Origin of the sequence: Bosea sp. Tri-49 (genome assembly GCF_003952665.1) — a bacterium.
Taxonomy (GTDB): domain Bacteria; phylum Pseudomonadota; class Alphaproteobacteria; order Rhizobiales; family Beijerinckiaceae; genus Allobosea.
This window is the reverse complement of sequence record NZ_CP017946.1, coordinates 4,231,906-4,246,557: the sequence shown is the minus strand read 5'-3', so window position 1 is coordinate 4,246,557 and position 14,652 is coordinate 4,231,906. Positions and strand designations below refer to the sequence as shown.

Genomic DNA, 14,652 nt, shown 5'->3' with positions numbered 1-14,652 from the left:
CGAAACGGCGCTCGCCATCGGACATATAACTCATATTTTGAGTTGCGCACCTCAGATTTTGAGCTACGCTGCCCTCAACTCGATAATAAGTTCGGGATTGGGAGGACGAGAGATGAGTTTCCTGAGGACGCTTGCATTCGCCGCCGCCGTTTCGACTCTCGCCGCAGGCGCCGCCGCGGCCCAGACGACAGTCAAATGGCTCCACCTCGAGCAGAATCCGGCCCAGGTGAAGATCTGGGATGAGGTCGCCCGCCGCTTCGAGGCGAAGAATCCCGGCGTCAAGGTCGAGATGCAATTCCTTGAGAACGAGGCCTACAAGGCCAAGCTGCCGACCATCCTGCAGTCGAAAGACCGGCCGCACATCCTCTATTCCTGGGCCGGCGGCGTGCTCAAGGCCCAGGTCGAGGCCGGAGTGCTAGAGGACATCACGGCCGCCGTCGCTGGCTACAAGGACAATCTTTCCGCCGGCGCGGTCGAGGCCTTCACGATCGACGGCAAGATCTACGGCCTGCCGCACAACGTCTCGCAGGTCGGGTTCATGTTCAACCGGGACCTGTTCGCCAAGGCCGGCGTCGACGGCGGCACGATCAAGAGCTGGGACGAGTTTCTCGATGCGGTGAAGAAGCTGAAGGCGGCCGGCATCACGCCGATCTCGGTCGGTGGGCAGGACAAGTGGCCGCTGCACTTCTACTGGACGCATCTCGCCGTGCGCCTCGGCGGCAAGCCGGCTTTCGAGGCCGCGTTCAAGGGCCAGAACGGCGGTTTCGAGGGCGAGACCTTCCAGAAGGCCGGCGAGCTGATGAAGCAGCTCGTCGACCTCGAACCGTTCCAGACCGGCTTCCTCGGCTTCAAGAACCCGCAGGCGCTCGGCTTCTTCGCCGACGGCAGGGCGGCGATGAATCTCGCCATCTCGCATCATTCGGCGACGCAGCGCGCGCTCGCCGCCGACAAGAAGGGCATTCCCGAGGACAAGCTCGGCTGGGTCGATTTCCCGATGCCGGCCGGCGCCAAGGGCCAGCCCTCGGACACGCTCGGCGGTGTCAATGGCTGGCTGTTCACCAAGGGCTCTCCGAAGCAGGCGCTCGAATTCGTCAAGTTCTTCATCTCCGACGAGGTCCAGCGCGAGCTCGCCAAGCAGAACTTCATCATCCCGACCTATAAGGGTGCCGAGGCCGCGCTCGGCTCCGCCTTCATGCAGAACATCGCGAAGAACATTGCCGCCTCGAAATACCACCAGAATTTCTACGATCAGGATCTCGGTCCCTCGGTCGGCCGGGTGGTGAACGACGCGACCGCCGAGATCGCCGGCGGCTCGATGACGCCCAAACAGGCGGCCAAGGCGATCCAGGACGCCTTCAAGCAGGGCAACTGAAGCGACGGGCAGCAAGGCCGGAACCGGGATCGACGGATGAGCCAACGCGGCGGCACAATCGCGATGCGGCAGGAGGCGCGCGCGCCAGCGGCCAGGGCCAGGCGCAGCACGATCGATACGCGCCTCGCCACGCTCCTGCTGTTCCTGCCGCCGGCGCTGATGCTGTTCACGCTGTTCGTGGTGCTGCCGATCGCCGAGGCGGCCTGGTATTCCGGCTTCAACTGGAACGGCTTCGGCAGCCCGACCAAATGGATCGGCCTCGACAACTACCGCTTCGTCTTCGACTCGCGCGGCTTCGGCACGGCCTTCCGCAACAACCTGCTGATCATCGCGGTCTCGCTCTTGATCCAGCTGCCGCTGGCATTGACGCTGGCGCTGATGCTCGCCGACAAGTTTCGCGGCTCGGTCGCGCTCAGGATGCTGTTCTTCCTGCCCTATGTGCTGGCCGAGATCGCGACCGGCCTGATCTTCAGCTTCATCTATGACGGGAATTACGGCCTGCTGGCTTCGGTCTACCGGGCGTTCGGCGCCGAGGCGCCGCATCTGCTCGCCAGTACGCAGACCTCGATGCTGGCGATCCTGATCGTGATCGTCTGGAAGTATTTCGGCTTCCACATGATGCTGTTCATCGCCGCCCTGCAAGGCATGGACCGCAACTTGGTCGAGGCGGCGCGGATCGACGGCGCCTCGCGTTGGCAGGTGCTGCGCTATGTCGTGATCCCGCTGCTCTACCCGACGATCCGGCTTTCGGTGTTCTTCGCCGTCGTCGGCTCGCTGCAGCTCTTCGACCTGGTGATGCCGCTGACACGCGGCGGGCCGGCGGACTCCTCCAACACCATGGTGAGCTTCCTCTACAATCATGGCGTGGCGCGCATGCGCGTCGGCTATGGCAGCGCGATCGGCGTGATCCTGTTCGTGATCTGCGTGAGCTTCGCCTTCACCTATAAACGCTGGTTCATGCGCAATGAGTGACGCTTACGCCACCGGCCGCCGGCCGTTCGACCTTGTCCCGCTCTACAAGGGCCTGTTCCTGGCGCTGATCGCCGCCTTCGTCGCGGTGCCCTTGCTGGCGACCGCGCTCGGCGGCCTCAAGACGCTGGGCGAACTGCGCACCAACCCGTTCGGCCTGCCCGAAACCTGGGAATGGGAGAACTATACCGGCATCCTGTTCTCGGGGCGCTATTGGCAGCTTTTGTGGAACTCGCTGGTGATCTCGAGTCTAACCGTGGTGCTGACGCTGATCGTGGCGTCGATGGCGGCTTTCGTCTTCGCCCATATCCATTTCTTCGGCAGCTCGATGCTGCTGAGCTATCTCACCATGGGCCTGCTGTTCCCGGCCGCGACGGCGATCCTGCCGCTGTTCATCAAGGTGCGCGATCTTGGCCTGCTCGACAGCTATTTCGGCGTGGTGCTGCCGCAGGTCGCCTTCAGCCTCGCCATGAGCATCCTTTTGCTGCGGCGCTTCTTCAAGGACCTGCCGCATGAGCTGCTCGAGGCGGCACTGGTCGACGGCTGCAGCTATATCGACTTCTTCCGCTATGTGACGATGCCCTTGTCGCGGCCGATCCTGGCGACAGTCGGCACCATCACCTTCGTGCATAGCTGGAACAGCTATCTGCTGCCGCTGGTGATGCTGAACTCCGACGCGCTCTATCCCTGGCCGCTCGGCATCATGGTCTACCAGGGCGAGTTCTCGGCGGACTGGCACCTGATCCTCGCCTTCATCACGCTGACGATCCTGCCGACGGTCATCCTCTTCATCCTCGCGCAGAAGCACATCGTCGCCGGGCTGACCGCCGGCGCCGTCAAAGGCTAGGCCGCGGGCACTGATCACGTCGAAACTGGAGAACGGGAATGCGGAAGGTCGGAATCGGTGTCGTCGGCTGCGGCAACATCAGCACGAAATATCTTGAGGCGATGCGCCGCTTCCCGATGCTGGAACTGAAGGCCGTGGCCGATATGCGCAGCGCCGCGGCCGAGAAGCGCGGCGCCGAGTTCGGCGTGCCGGGCCTGCGTGTCGGGGAACTCCTGAAGCGCGACGATGTCGAGATCGTCGTCAATTTGACCGTGCCGCTCGCCCATACCGATGTCAGCCTGGCGGTGCTCAATGCCGGCAAGCATGTCCATTCCGAAAAGCCGCTCGGCATCAACACGCTTGAAGCTCGCAAGGTCATGGATCTCGCGGCCCAGAAGAACCTGCGCGTCGGTTGTGCGCCCGACACCTTCCTCGGCGGCGGCCACCAGACGGCGCGAAAGCTGATCGACGACGGGGCAATCGGCAAGCCGGTTGGCGGCAGCGCCTTCTTTGGCTGCCCGGGTCATGAAAGCTGGCACCCGGCGCCTGGCTTCTACTATCTGCGCGGCGGCGGGCCAATGCTCGACATGGGCCCCTACTATCTCACCGATCTCGTTCAATTGCTTGGGCCAGTCGCCAGCGTGATGGGCTCGACCGCACGGCCGCGCCTGGAGCGGCTCGTCACCAGTCAGCCTATGAATGGCGCGCTGATTCCGGTCGAGGTTTCGACCCATGTCGCCGGCACGGTCGAGTTCGAGAACGGCGCTGTCGTCTCGATCACGATGAGCTTCGACGTGCCTCAGCACGCCCATGCGCCGATCGAGATCTATGGCGACAAGGCGAGCCTTCTGGTGCCGGACCCCAACAAGTTCGGCGGCGAGGTCAAGCTGGCGAAGCCGCGCGGCGCCTGGGAGGCGGTCGCGCTGACACACGGCCACGCCGAGGGCGAGTTCCGCTCGATCGGCGTCGCCGACATGGCGGCCGCCATCCTCGCCGATCGCCCCCACCGCGCCAGCGGCGCACTCGCCTTCCATGTGCTGGAGGTGATGGAGGCGTTCCAGGAATCGGCCGACGAGGGACGCAGGATAACCATCGAGAGCCGCGTCGAGAGGCCGGCGGCGTTGCCGGCCGGGCGCGATGTCGGCCAGATCGATTGAGCGAGGGAATGGCGACGATGCGCAAGGCGATGATCGTATGGGGCGGCTGGGCTGGGCATGACCCCGACCTGTGCGCCTCGATGATGCGGGGTTGGCTCAAGGCGGAGGGCTTCGATGTCCGCATCGAGACCTCGACATCGGTTTTCTCCGATCCGGCGATCCGCGATCTCTCCCTGATCGTGCCGATCTACACCATGTCGAAGATCGAGAAGGAGGATGCGCTGGCGCTCTGTTCGGCGGTGCGCGGCGGGGTCGGCCTCGCTGGCCATCACGGTGGCATGTGCGATGCCTTCCGGGAGTCTGTGGACTACCAGTTCATGTGCGGCGGGCAATGGGTTGCCCATCCCGGCAACATCATCGACTACAAGGTCGACATCACCCGGCCCGACGACCCGATCATGGCCGGGATCGACAGTTTCGAACACCGATCGGAGCAGTACTATATGCATGTCGACCCGGCCATCGAAGTGCTCGCGACCACTACCTTCGGTGGTGAGCATTCGCCGTGGATCGAGGGCACGGTGATGCCGGTCGCCTGGAAGAAGCCCTATGGCGACGGGCGTGTGTTCTATTGCTCGCTCGGCCATCGCGCCTATGAACTCGACGTACCGGAGATCCGGACGATGCTGACGCGCGGGATGCTCTGGGCAGCGCGCTGATGGCGGATACGGGCGCAGCAGCGGGGATCGGCAGGGCGACGCTCGAGGACGTCGCACGCGCCGCCGGCGTCTCGGTCGCAACCGTCGACCGGGTCGTCAACCGCCGCGACGGCGTACGCGACAAGACGATCGCGCGGGTCGAGGCCGCCGTCTCGCGGCTCGGCTATCGGCCGGACCCGGCGGCGGCCCGCCTCGCCCGCAACCAGAGCTTCCGTTTCCTGTTCATCCTGCCGTCCGGGGCCAACAGCTTCATGACCCTGCTGGCCGAGCAGGTCGCCCGCACCGCCGACTGGCTCGCCAGCCAGCGCGCCGTCATAGACGTGCAGCATGTCGACGTGTTCGACCCGGACGCGCTGGCGCGGGCGCTTGAGACGGTCCTTCCCGGCTATGCCGGCGTCGCCACCATCGCCCTGGACCACCCACGGGTGCGTGCCGCGATCGACGACCTGGCAGAGCGGGACATCCCGGTCGTCACGCTGGTGTCGGACGTGCCGAGCGCCAGGCGCCTGCACTATGTCGGCATCGATAATCCCGCCGCCGGGCGCACGGCCGCGACGCTGATGGGTCGTTTCCTCCACGGCAGGTCCGGGGCTGTCGGCGTGATTGCCGGATCGCTAGCGCTGCGCGACCATGCCGAGCGCCAGTTCGGCTTCAATCAGGTTCTGACGGTCGAGTATCCGCAACTCACCGTGTTCCCAGCGGTCGAGGGCCGGGACGACAACGAGCTCACCTACCGCGCCACCGTATCGCTGCTGCGCGAGAAGCCCGACCTCATCGGAATCTACAATGTCGGCGCCGGCAATCGCGGTATCGCCGCGGCGCTGAACGAAGCGGGCCGCAGCAACGCCATCGTCTGGATCGCCCATGAACTCACCGCACACACCCGTCGCTTCCTGGTGCGCGGGGAGGTCGACGCGATCATCAGCCAGAACCCCGGTCACGAGGCGCGTTCGGCGGCACGCGTTCTCCTCGCCTATTGCTCCGGTGATCCGCTATTTCCGGATCAGGAGCGCATCGGCATCGATATTTTCCTGCGGGACAATCTCCCCTGATCAACAGGCTCTGAATGCCCGCTTGCTGAAACAGGGCATCAAGAAAAAGCAATGAAAATCAGTGAGATAAACACTCAATATCTGACCTTCTGATATGGATCACATCCGTCGTTGCCCCGATTTTGGGCGACGCCTAAGCTCCCGATATGAAGGGCGAAAACGCCCCGTTCAGGGAGGTGACGATGACGCGTTTACGCGCCTGGCTGCTTGCCGCTGCGCTCTTGGCTGCGACAATGCCGCTCTCGCCCGCACCGGCCACGGCGCAGGGCATTCCACAGAATATTCCCCGCAATGAGCTCCTGATCCTCGAAAATCCGGAAGGGACGATCAAGAACGCCGGCTGGTTCAACATCTGGGCGATCAACGCCGGCAGCCAGTCGAACGGGCTGCAGCAGGCGGCGCTCGACACCCTCTGGTACATCGACCCCGAGAAAGGCCTCGACGGCCCCTGGTATAATTCGCTCGCCGCCGACAAGCCGGTCTACAATGCCGACTTCACCGAGATGCGGGTCAAGCTCCGGCGCGGCCTGTTCTGGAGCGATGGCGTGGAGTTCAGCTCCGCCGACGTCAAGGCCACCGTCGACATCCAGGTCAAGAACGCGAACATGCGTTTCTCCGCGGTGCTGGCGAACAACGTCGCCTCCGTCGAGGCGCCCGATGCGGAAACGGTGATCTTCAAGTTGAAGAAGCCGAATTCCCGCTTCCACACCAATTTCACGGTGCGCTGGGGGGCGATCTGGATCCTGCCGAAGCACGTCTTCGACAAGGTCGAAGATCCCCTGAAGTTCGACTTCAACAAGCCGGTCACGCTCGGCGCCTATACGCTGCAATCCTTCGACCCCGACGGAAAGTGGTACATCTGGCAGCTGCGCGAGGACTGGCAGCGCACCTCGCTCGGCAGCCTCGGCAAACCTGGGCCGAAATACCTCGCCTATGTCGATCCCGGCCCACCCGACAAGCGCGTCATCGCCCAGCTCAACCACGAGCTCGACGTCATCCATGACATCGCGCCCGAGGGCATGTTCACGCTGGCGAAGCAGGACAAGGGCACGCGCGCCTGGTTCAAGGGCTTTCCCTATGGCCATCCGGACCCGACGCTACCGGCAGTCATCTTCAACACCCAGAACGAGAACCTCAAGAACCGCGACGTGCGCTGGGCGCTGGCGCTGATGATCGACGTCAAGGCGGTGTCGATGGCGGCCTATCGCGGCGCGGCGACCATCTCGGCGATCGCCGTGCCGCCGACCGGCATCCATCCCGAGGCCTATCACAAGCCGATGGAGGCCTGGCTCAAGGATTTTGAGATCGATACCGGCACGAGCAAGGTCAAGCCCTACGATCCGACGGTCGGCAAGCAGATCGCCGACATGCTGCGCCCCTCCATGGGTGATCAGATCCCGTCCGATCCGGCGGTGATCGGCAATTCCTTCGGCCTCGGCTGGTGGAAGACTAATGTCGCCGCGGCCGGCGAACTGCTGACGCGCGCGGGCTTTCGCAAGCAGGGCAACCAGTGGCTGACGCCCGACGGCAAACCCTTCGTGGTCAGGCTCATGGTCGAGGGCGATCTGCGGCCGGTGATGACGCGGGCCGGCACGATGATCGTGCAGCAATGGAAGCAGGCGGGCATCGATGCGCGCATCGACGTTGCACAGGGCACGCTGCTGACGCGGCGCGCGGCCGGCGATTTCGACGCCTTCATCGGCTGGAGCGTCGAGACCTGGGGCGGGCACCAGGATCTGTCCTATTTCATGGACAGCTGGCACTCGCAGTTCGTCGCCCAGCCCGGCCAGCCGCAGCCCTTGCGCAACTGGCAGCGCTGGACGCATCCCGAGCTCGACAAGATCATCGAGGACATCCGCAGGATCGGCTTTGACGACCCCAAAGGGGTCGAGCTCGGGCGCGACTACGTCAAGCTGATGACGCGCGAAATGCCAATCATCCCGCTGATGGCCTACAATGTCTTCACCGCGATGGATCAGACCTACTGGACCGGCTACCCGACCTCCGACGACCCTTACGCCAATCCGGTCACGAACTGGGGTAACTCCCGCTACATGTTCGTCCGGCTGAAGCCGACCAAGTGATCCGACAGGGGCCGCGCCTCGAGGGGCGGCCCCACCTCCTTCCCAGGACAATCGCCAGCCGGCGCGCGGCCGTTCGCCGCCGGCCAGGTGGAGCTTTCGGGATCGCATGAACGCTTACATCGCCTATCTCGCGAAACGCTTGGTCCAGTTCGTCGTGGTCGTCTTCATCGGCGTCAACCTGGCCTTCGTGATCACCCATGCCTCCCCGATCGACCCGGTCGAGCAGTCGATCTCGGCCGTGACCTCCTTCGGCAGCACCTCGCCGGATGCGATCGCGGCGATGCGCGCCTCGCTTCAGGAGCTCTATGGCCTGAAGGGAACGCCGAGCGAGCAATACGTCACGTTCTGGAGCCGGGTGCTGCGCGGCGATTTCGGCCCCTCGCTCTCCGCCTTTCCGACCCCGGTCTCGGCCCTGATCGCCCGGGCCCTGCCGTGGACGGCCGGACTGCTGATCGTCTCGACGCTGATCACCTGGGTGCTCGGCAACCTGCTCGGTGGGCTCGCCGGTTATTATCAGCGCAACCGCACGCTGAAGCTGATGGGCGTGGTGGCGATGGGGGTGCATCCGATCCCGTATTACATCGTCGCGCTGCTGCTGCTCATCATCTTCGGCTTCCTCTGGCCGGTGCTGCCGATCACTGGCGGGTCGGCGATGAACCTGCAGCAGGGCTGGAACTGGCCTTTCGTTTCGAGTGTCGCCCGGCATTCGATCCTGCCAGCGCTCTCGCTGATCCTGATAGGGCTCGGCAGCTGGTTCCTCGGCATGCGCTCGCTGGTCTCGAACATCGTGACCGAGGACTATGTCGTCTATGCCGAGACCGCCGGGCTCGACAGCCGCCGCGTGCTCGGCTCCTACGTCATGCGCAATGCGCTGGCGCCACAGGTCACCGGGCTCGCCATGTCGCTAGGCGGCATCTTCAACGGCGCCGTGATCACAGAGAAGGTCTTCGGCTACCCCGGGGTCGGCACGCTCCTCGTCGACGCGGTCTATGCCGGCGATTACGGGCTCGTTCTTGGCGTCACGACCGTCTCGATCATTGCCGTCTCCATCGGCGTCCTCATCATCGACCTGCTTTATCCGCTGATCGATCCGCGTGTGGAGCTGCGTTGATGTTGACCATCCTGCGCGACCTCCTCCGCTACAATATCGAGTTCAGGATCGGCCTCGTGCTCGTATCCGTCGTGCTGGTGATGGCGGCGCTGTCCTTCGCCGCTCCCTATCCGCCGGGCGATGTCTATCTCGTGCCGCCCGATCTGCCGCCCTCGTCCGTCCACTGGCTCGGCACGACCTCGCGCGGACAGGACGTGTTCTGGCACCTGACCTTCGCGATCCGCAACACGCTGAGCTTCGGCATCATGGTGGCGCTGCTGTCGCGGGTCATCGCCCTCGTGGTCGGGCTGCTCGCCGGCTACAGCGGCGGCTGGATCGACCGGGTGCTGATGTCGATCAACGACACCTTCATCATCATCCCGCTGTTCCCGATCCTGATCCTGTTCTACTTCGTGCTGCGCGACACGATGTCGACGCCGCTGCTCGCCACAATCATGGCCTGCCTCGGCTGGGCCTATGACGCCCGCCTGATCCGCTCGGTCGCGCTCAGCCTGAAAACCCGCGAATTCACCCAGACAAGCATCTTCTCGGGCATGAAGACGCACGAGATCCTGGCGCGCGAGCATCTGCCCTATGTGATGCCGATCGTGTTCTCGACCACGATGAACAACATGAACTGGTCGATCGGCATCGAGGTCACCCTCGCCGTCCTCGGCTTCACCGACATCAACACTCCGACCATCGGCGGCATGATCTACTGGGCGAACCAGCACACCGCGCTGGTCGCCGGCATCTGGTGGTGGATCGCCTTTCCGGTCGGGCTGGTGGTGATGACCTTCGTCGGCCTCTTCCTGCTCGCGGTCTCGATGAACGAATACATCGACCCGCGCAGCCGGCTGGCCCGCATGGGGGGCAGCCGATGATCGGAGCGGCCGATCAGGCGCCGGTGCTGGAGGTCCGCGATCTCCAGGCGCATTTCCGCACCCGCTATTTTGGTGTCAATCGCGAGGTCCGGGCGGTCGATGGCGTCAGCTTCGATGTTCGCCGCAACGAGATCTACGGGCTCGCCGGCGAATCCAGCTCCGGCAAGACGACACTGGTCAAGACGATCGCTGGGCTGCTGAAGCCGCCGCTCGAAATGGTTGGCGGGTCGGCCCGCTTCTCTTTTCTGCCGGAATGGGATGCGATCGGCCGGGCCCCGCAGGAGGTCGTGCGTCGTATCCGCTGGCGGCACCTGTCCTACATCATGCAGGGCTCGATGAACGTGCTGAATCCGCTCAGGCGGATCAGATACAGCTTCCGCGACTTCGCCTGGCGCCATCTCGGCGGCAGCAAGGCCGAGTTCGACCTGAGGGCGGCGGCGCATCTCGAACGCGTCAAGCTCGACCCTTCCGTGCTCGCCGCCTATCCGCACGAGCTCTCCGGCGGCATGCGCCAGCGGGTCACCATCGCGCTCGCGACGATCTGCAAGCCGGAGTTCATCATCGCCGACGAGCCGACGACGGCGCTCGACGTCGTCGTACAGAAAGATGTGCTGGGGATGATCCGCTCGATCCAGCGCGAGATCGGTTCGAGCATGCTGTTCATCACGCACGATATGGGCGTGCATGCGGCCCTGACCGATCGACTCGGCATCATGTATGCGGGACGGCTGGTCGAGGATGGCGAGACGGCCGAGATATTCGCTGAGCCGCTGCATCCCTATACGCTGCACCTGATCGCAAGCCTCCCGCGCATCGGCGACGTCAAGCAGCGCGAGGGCCTCGAGGGCACTCCGCCCAACCTCGCTGCCCCGCCACCGGGCTGCCGTTTCCATCCGCGTTGCCCGCTCGCCATGCCCGTCTGCGCGACGACCGTGCCGGCCATGATCGAGACGCTGCCCGGCCATCGCGTTGCCTGTCACGCCGTCAATCCCGGGGCGGCGGCATGAGCGCGCTGCTCGAACTCGACAAGATCAGCAAGAGCTTCTCGCGCGGCGGGCTGTTCTCGACGCAGCGCGTCGATGCGGTGAAGGAGGTGAGCTTCGCGCTACAGGACGACAAACCCGAGATATTCACCGTGATCGGCGAGTCCGGCTCGGGAAAATCGACGCTGGCCCGCATGATTCTCGGAATCCATGCGCCGAGCTCCGGCCGGATCAGGCTCGCAGGGCGCGATGTCGCAGCCTATGAGCGCCGGGCCTTCATGGCCGAGGTGCAGCCGATCTTCCAGAATCCGTTCGAGGCCTTCAATCCGCTGAAGCAACTCGACCGTTATCTGTTCATGACGGCGGAGCGCTTCGGCGGCGCCTCCGGCCGGCAGGCCGCCGAGACGCAGACGGACGAGGCGCTCAGGCAGGTCGGGCTATCCCTGGCGGAGATCGCGGGGCGCTTTCCGCACGAACTCTCCGGCGGCCAGCTCCAGCGTGTCGCGATCGCGCGCGCGCTCGTGGCCAAGCCCCGGCTGATCGTCGCCGACGAGCCGGTCTCGATGGTCGACGCCTCGCTGCGCATGTCGATCGTCAACCTGTTCGGCCGGCTGCGCGACGATCTCGGCCTGTCGATCGTCTACATCACCCACGACCTCGCCACCGCCTACTACATCAGCGACCGGCTGATCATCATGCAGAAGGGCGTGGTGGTCGAAGAAGGGCCGGCCCGCGCCGTGCTCTCCGCCCCCACCCATCCCTATTCCCGCCAGCTCCGCGACGCCGTGCTCACGCCCGACAGCGCTGGAGCCTTCCGGGCCACCCATTCCACGAAAGCCGTTGCAACACCCGGAGCCAGCTCATGAGACAAGCCAACATCACCTTCGACCGCGCCTTCGCCATCGGCGAGACCGATCCGCGGCTCTTCGGTGCCTTCGTCGAGCATCTCGGCCGCTGCGTCTATGGCGGCATCTACGAGCCCGGCCATCCGACTGCCGACAAGCGCGGTTTCCGCAAGGACGTGCTCGACCTCGTCAGGGAACTCGGGCCGACGATCATGCGCTATCCCGGTGGCAACTTCGTCTCCGGTTATAATTGGGAGGATGGCGTCGGCCCGGTGAAGGATCGCCCCGCCCGGCTCGACCTCGCCTGGTTCACCACCGAGCCTAACAGCTTCGGAACCAACGAGTTCATCGACTGGTGCCGCGCGGCGAAGATCGAGCCGATGCTTGCGGTCAATCTCGGCACGCGCGACGGTGACGCGGCACGCAACCTCGTCGAATACTGCAACCATCCCGGCGGGACCGCCTGGTCGGATCTGCGCATCAAGCACGGCTGGAAGAAGCCCCACGACGTGAAGTTCTGGTGCCTCGGCAACGAGGTCGACGGCCCCTGGCAGATGGAGCACAAGACGGCGACGGAATATGGCCGCGTCGCCCATGAGGCGGCGAAGATGATGCGCTGGATCGACCCTTCGATCGAACTCGCCGCCTGCGGTTCGTCGGGTCGCAACATGCCGACCTATGGCCGCTGGGAAGACGAGGTGCTGGAGCACACCTTCGACCAGGTTGAGTTCATCTCGCTGCACACCTACTTCAACAACTATGCCGACGACACCAAGGCTTTCCTGGCCAGTCCCGACCTGATGGACAACTTCATCGAGGAGGTGGTCGCGATCTCGGACGCGGTCGCAGCACGGCGGCGCTCGGACAAGCGCATCATGCTGAGCTTCGACGAATGGAACGTCTGGTACCGCACACGCCGCGTCCGGGCCGATCGCGTCAAGGAGGGCTGGCCGGTGGCCCCGCCGATCCTCGAGGAGATTTATTCCATGGAGGACGCCCTGGTCTTCGGCGGCGCCTGCATCTCGCTCCTCAATCATGCCGACCGGGTCAAGGCCGCCTGCCTCGCACAGCTCGTCAACGTCATCGCACCAATCATGACCGAAACCGGCGGCCCGGCCTGGCGGCAGACGATCTTCTGGCCGTTCGCGCAGATGAGCCGTCTCGGGCGCGGCACTGTGCTCAAGGCCATCGTCAAATCGGAGACCTACCAGGCCAGCTACTTCGATCCGCGCGGCAAGCAGGACCTCTTCTATCCGATCGACGCCCCCTATCTGAAGGCGTCGGTGGTGAGCGACGACAAGGGCGTCTCGCTCTTCCTGCTCAACCGCGACCTGGAACAGAGCATCGACGTCGCGATCGATGCACGGGGCTTCGGCAAGCTCAAGGTCACGGAGGCGACGGAGCTGCGCCACAGCGATCTGAAGGCGGTCAACAGCAAGAAGGAGCCGCTCAGGGTCAAGCCTGCGACGCTGAAGGGTGTTTCCACGAAATCGGACAGGATCACTCTGGAATTGCAGCCGGCCTCGTGGAATGTGATCAGGCTCGAGAGCTGACCGAACGGCGCCCGCAAAGATGGACCAGAGCCCGACAGCCTCAACTCGCGGCCGCCGCCGCAATGGCGGCAGCGCTGCATCACGGGCCGAGGGTCGGCAGGGCCAAGGCTTCCTCGTGGTCGATGCGGGGCGGCAGTATCAGGTGCTGCGCGGTCTGGCCTCCCCGGTCAGGCTCCGCATCCTGAAGCTGCTCAACCGGCACGGTCCCAAGAACATCAACCAGATCGCCGAGGCGCTGGGCCTGCCGCAGTCGACGATCGCGACCAATGTCCAGGTCCTGGAAGAGGCCGAGCTGATCTCGACCTCGCTCGGCAAAGCGGCCAAGGGCCAGCAGAAGATCTGTGCCGCGCGCTATTCCGAGATCGTCGTCAATCTCGATCCGGACGACCCGAGCCGCGAGAACAACATCGTCGAGGTCGAAATGCCGCTCGGGCTCTATACGAGCTCGAACGTCTCGGCGCCTTGCGGCCTCTGCTCGACCCAGCGGATCCTCGGCGTGCTCGACGTTCCCGAGCTCTTCCTCGATCCGCGCCGGGTGCAGGCGGCGCTGATCTGGTTTGGCCGCGGCTATGTCGAATACAAGTTCCCGAACAACGCGAAGGTGCTGAACCGGGCGATCGCCGCGCTCGAATTCGACATGGAGATGTCGTCGGAGGTGCCGGGCACCAACGCCGACTGGCCGTCTGACATCAGCCTCTGGGTCAACGGGCACAAGGTCGGCACGTGGACTTGCCCTGGCGACTATGGCGATCGGCGCGGGACCTACACCCCGCCCTGGTGGAAGCTAGAAGGCTCCCAATACGGTATTCTGACGACCTGGCGCATCACATCCGATGGCACCTTCCTCGGCGAGCGTCGGCTGGGCGACGTCGTACTGGCAGATCTTGATCTCGATCGCCATCACTCGATCCGGCTGCGTATCGGCATCGATGAAAAGGAAGGCCGGCCGGGAGGTATCAATATTTTCGGGCGCGGATTTGGTAATCACAACCAGGACATCAAGATGCGGCTGCATCTGCATGGCGTGAACGCCTTGCCTCATGTCGCAACCTAGCACGTCCCAAAATAGGGCCCTGCGAACTCTAAAGTGGCCAAGTGTGGAATTCTAATTTTGGGGACGATTCAGCTGAGCGGCGCGGCGTAGCCCACGCGCGCTGCCTGAGCTGGCTCGCAAACCG

13 protein-coding genes are annotated in these 14,652 nt (G+C 64.5%); all 13 read left to right on the top strand.

From position 1 onward, the window contains the following. Positions 1-112: 112 nt before the first annotated feature. The 13 genes from BLM15_RS20530 (at position 113) to BLM15_RS20470 (ending at position 14,528) form a co-directional block, all read left to right on the top strand. The gene (locus BLM15_RS20530; RefSeq protein ID WP_126114502.1) at positions 113-1,372 is read left to right on the top strand and encodes an extracellular solute-binding protein; all 1,260 of its coding nucleotides are present in this window, start codon (positions 113-115) and stop codon (positions 1,370-1,372) included. Positions 1,373-1,408: 36 nt separating this feature from the next. Further along, positions 1,409-2,344, top strand: coding sequence for a carbohydrate ABC transporter permease (locus BLM15_RS20525; RefSeq protein ID WP_126114501.1), 936 nt, complete (start codon positions 1,409-1,411; stop codon positions 2,342-2,344). Next, positions 2,337-3,188 carry a carbohydrate ABC transporter permease gene (locus BLM15_RS20520; protein WP_126114500.1) on the top strand — a complete coding sequence of 284 codons (852 nt, stop codon included), beginning with the start codon at positions 2,337-2,339 and terminating at the stop codon, positions 3,186-3,188. The genes BLM15_RS20525 and BLM15_RS20520 overlap by 8 nt, the downstream gene beginning before the upstream one ends. A 38-nt stretch (positions 3,189-3,226) precedes the next feature. Then, positions 3,227-4,324: a Gfo/Idh/MocA family protein gene (locus BLM15_RS20515; RefSeq protein WP_126114499.1), complete on the top strand. Its 1,098-nt coding sequence runs from the start codon at positions 3,227-3,229 to the stop codon at positions 4,322-4,324. A 17-nt stretch (positions 4,325-4,341) separates the two neighbouring features. Continuing rightward, a complete protein-coding gene (locus BLM15_RS20510; protein ID WP_126116269.1) occupies positions 4,342-4,983 on the top strand; it encodes a ThuA domain-containing protein in 642 nt (213 codons plus the stop codon). Beyond that, the gene (locus BLM15_RS20505; protein WP_442859465.1) at positions 4,980-6,035 is read left to right on the top strand and encodes a LacI family DNA-binding transcriptional regulator; all 1,056 of its coding nucleotides are present in this window, start codon (positions 4,980-4,982) and stop codon (positions 6,033-6,035) included. Before BLM15_RS20510 ends, BLM15_RS20505 begins: the two co-directional genes overlap by 4 nt. Before the next feature lie 233 nt (positions 6,036-6,268). Further along, complete coding sequence (locus BLM15_RS20500) at positions 6,269-8,119, top strand: ABC transporter substrate-binding protein (protein WP_206438688.1); 1,851 nt, start codon at positions 6,269-6,271, stop codon at positions 8,117-8,119. A gap of 106 nt (positions 8,120-8,225) precedes the next feature. Further along, positions 8,226-9,230 carry an ABC transporter permease gene (locus BLM15_RS20495; protein ID WP_126114496.1) on the top strand — a complete coding sequence of 335 codons (1,005 nt, stop codon included), beginning with the start codon at positions 8,226-8,228 and terminating at the stop codon, positions 9,228-9,230. Next, positions 9,230-10,093 carry an ABC transporter permease gene (locus BLM15_RS20490; RefSeq protein WP_126114495.1) on the top strand — a complete coding sequence of 288 codons (864 nt, stop codon included), beginning with the start codon at positions 9,230-9,232 and terminating at the stop codon, positions 10,091-10,093. The genes BLM15_RS20495 and BLM15_RS20490 overlap by 1 nt, the downstream gene beginning before the upstream one ends. Next, a complete protein-coding gene (locus tag BLM15_RS20485) occupies positions 10,090-11,100 on the top strand; it encodes an ABC transporter ATP-binding protein (protein WP_126114494.1) in 1,011 nt (336 codons plus the stop codon). The genes BLM15_RS20490 and BLM15_RS20485 overlap by 4 nt, the downstream gene beginning before the upstream one ends. Beyond that, positions 11,097-11,942 (top strand): ABC transporter ATP-binding protein, encoded by an 846-nt coding sequence (locus BLM15_RS20480; protein ID WP_126114493.1) that lies wholly within the window; start codon positions 11,097-11,099, stop codon positions 11,940-11,942. Before BLM15_RS20485 ends, BLM15_RS20480 begins: the two co-directional genes overlap by 4 nt. Next, a complete protein-coding gene (gene arfA / locus BLM15_RS20475; protein WP_126114492.1) occupies positions 11,939-13,474 on the top strand; it encodes an arabinosylfuranosidase ArfA in 1,536 nt (511 codons plus the stop codon). The genes BLM15_RS20480 and arfA overlap by 4 nt, the downstream gene beginning before the upstream one ends. 19 nt (positions 13,475-13,493) lie before the next feature. Next, on the top strand, positions 13,494-14,528 hold the full coding sequence (locus BLM15_RS20470; protein ID WP_126114491.1) for an ArsR/SmtB family transcription factor: 1,035 nt from the start codon (positions 13,494-13,496) through the stop codon (positions 14,526-14,528). The last annotated feature ends 124 nt before the right edge of the window (positions 14,529-14,652 follow it).

Coding starts and splice junctions, on each gene's coding strand:
- BLM15_RS20530 (WP_126114502.1), top strand. CDS start 113: ATGAGTTTCCTGAGGACGCTTGCATTCGCCGCCGCCGTTTCGACTCTC.
- BLM15_RS20515 (WP_126114499.1), top strand. CDS start 3,227: ATGCGGAAGGTCGGAATCGGTGTCGTCGGCTGCGGCAACATCAGCACG.
- BLM15_RS20495 (WP_126114496.1), top strand. CDS start 8,226: ATGAACGCTTACATCGCCTATCTCGCGAAACGCTTGGTCCAGTTCGTC.
- BLM15_RS20470 (WP_126114491.1), top strand. CDS start 13,494: ATGGACCAGAGCCCGACAGCCTCAACTCGCGGCCGCCGCCGCAATGGC.
- arfA (WP_126114492.1), top strand. CDS start 11,939: ATGAGACAAGCCAACATCACCTTCGACCGCGCCTTCGCCATCGGCGAG.
- BLM15_RS20520 (WP_126114500.1), top strand. CDS start 2,337: ATGAGTGACGCTTACGCCACCGGCCGCCGGCCGTTCGACCTTGTCCCG.
- BLM15_RS20480 (WP_126114493.1), top strand. CDS start 11,097: ATGAGCGCGCTGCTCGAACTCGACAAGATCAGCAAGAGCTTCTCGCGC.
- BLM15_RS20500 (WP_206438688.1), top strand. CDS start 6,269: ATGCCGCTCTCGCCCGCACCGGCCACGGCGCAGGGCATTCCACAGAAT.
- BLM15_RS20485 (WP_126114494.1), top strand. CDS start 10,090: ATGATCGGAGCGGCCGATCAGGCGCCGGTGCTGGAGGTCCGCGATCTC.
- BLM15_RS20525 (WP_126114501.1), top strand. CDS start 1,409: ATGAGCCAACGCGGCGGCACAATCGCGATGCGGCAGGAGGCGCGCGCG.
- BLM15_RS20510 (WP_126116269.1), top strand. CDS start 4,342: ATGCGCAAGGCGATGATCGTATGGGGCGGCTGGGCTGGGCATGACCCC.
- BLM15_RS20490 (WP_126114495.1), top strand. CDS start 9,230: ATGTTGACCATCCTGCGCGACCTCCTCCGCTACAATATCGAGTTCAGG.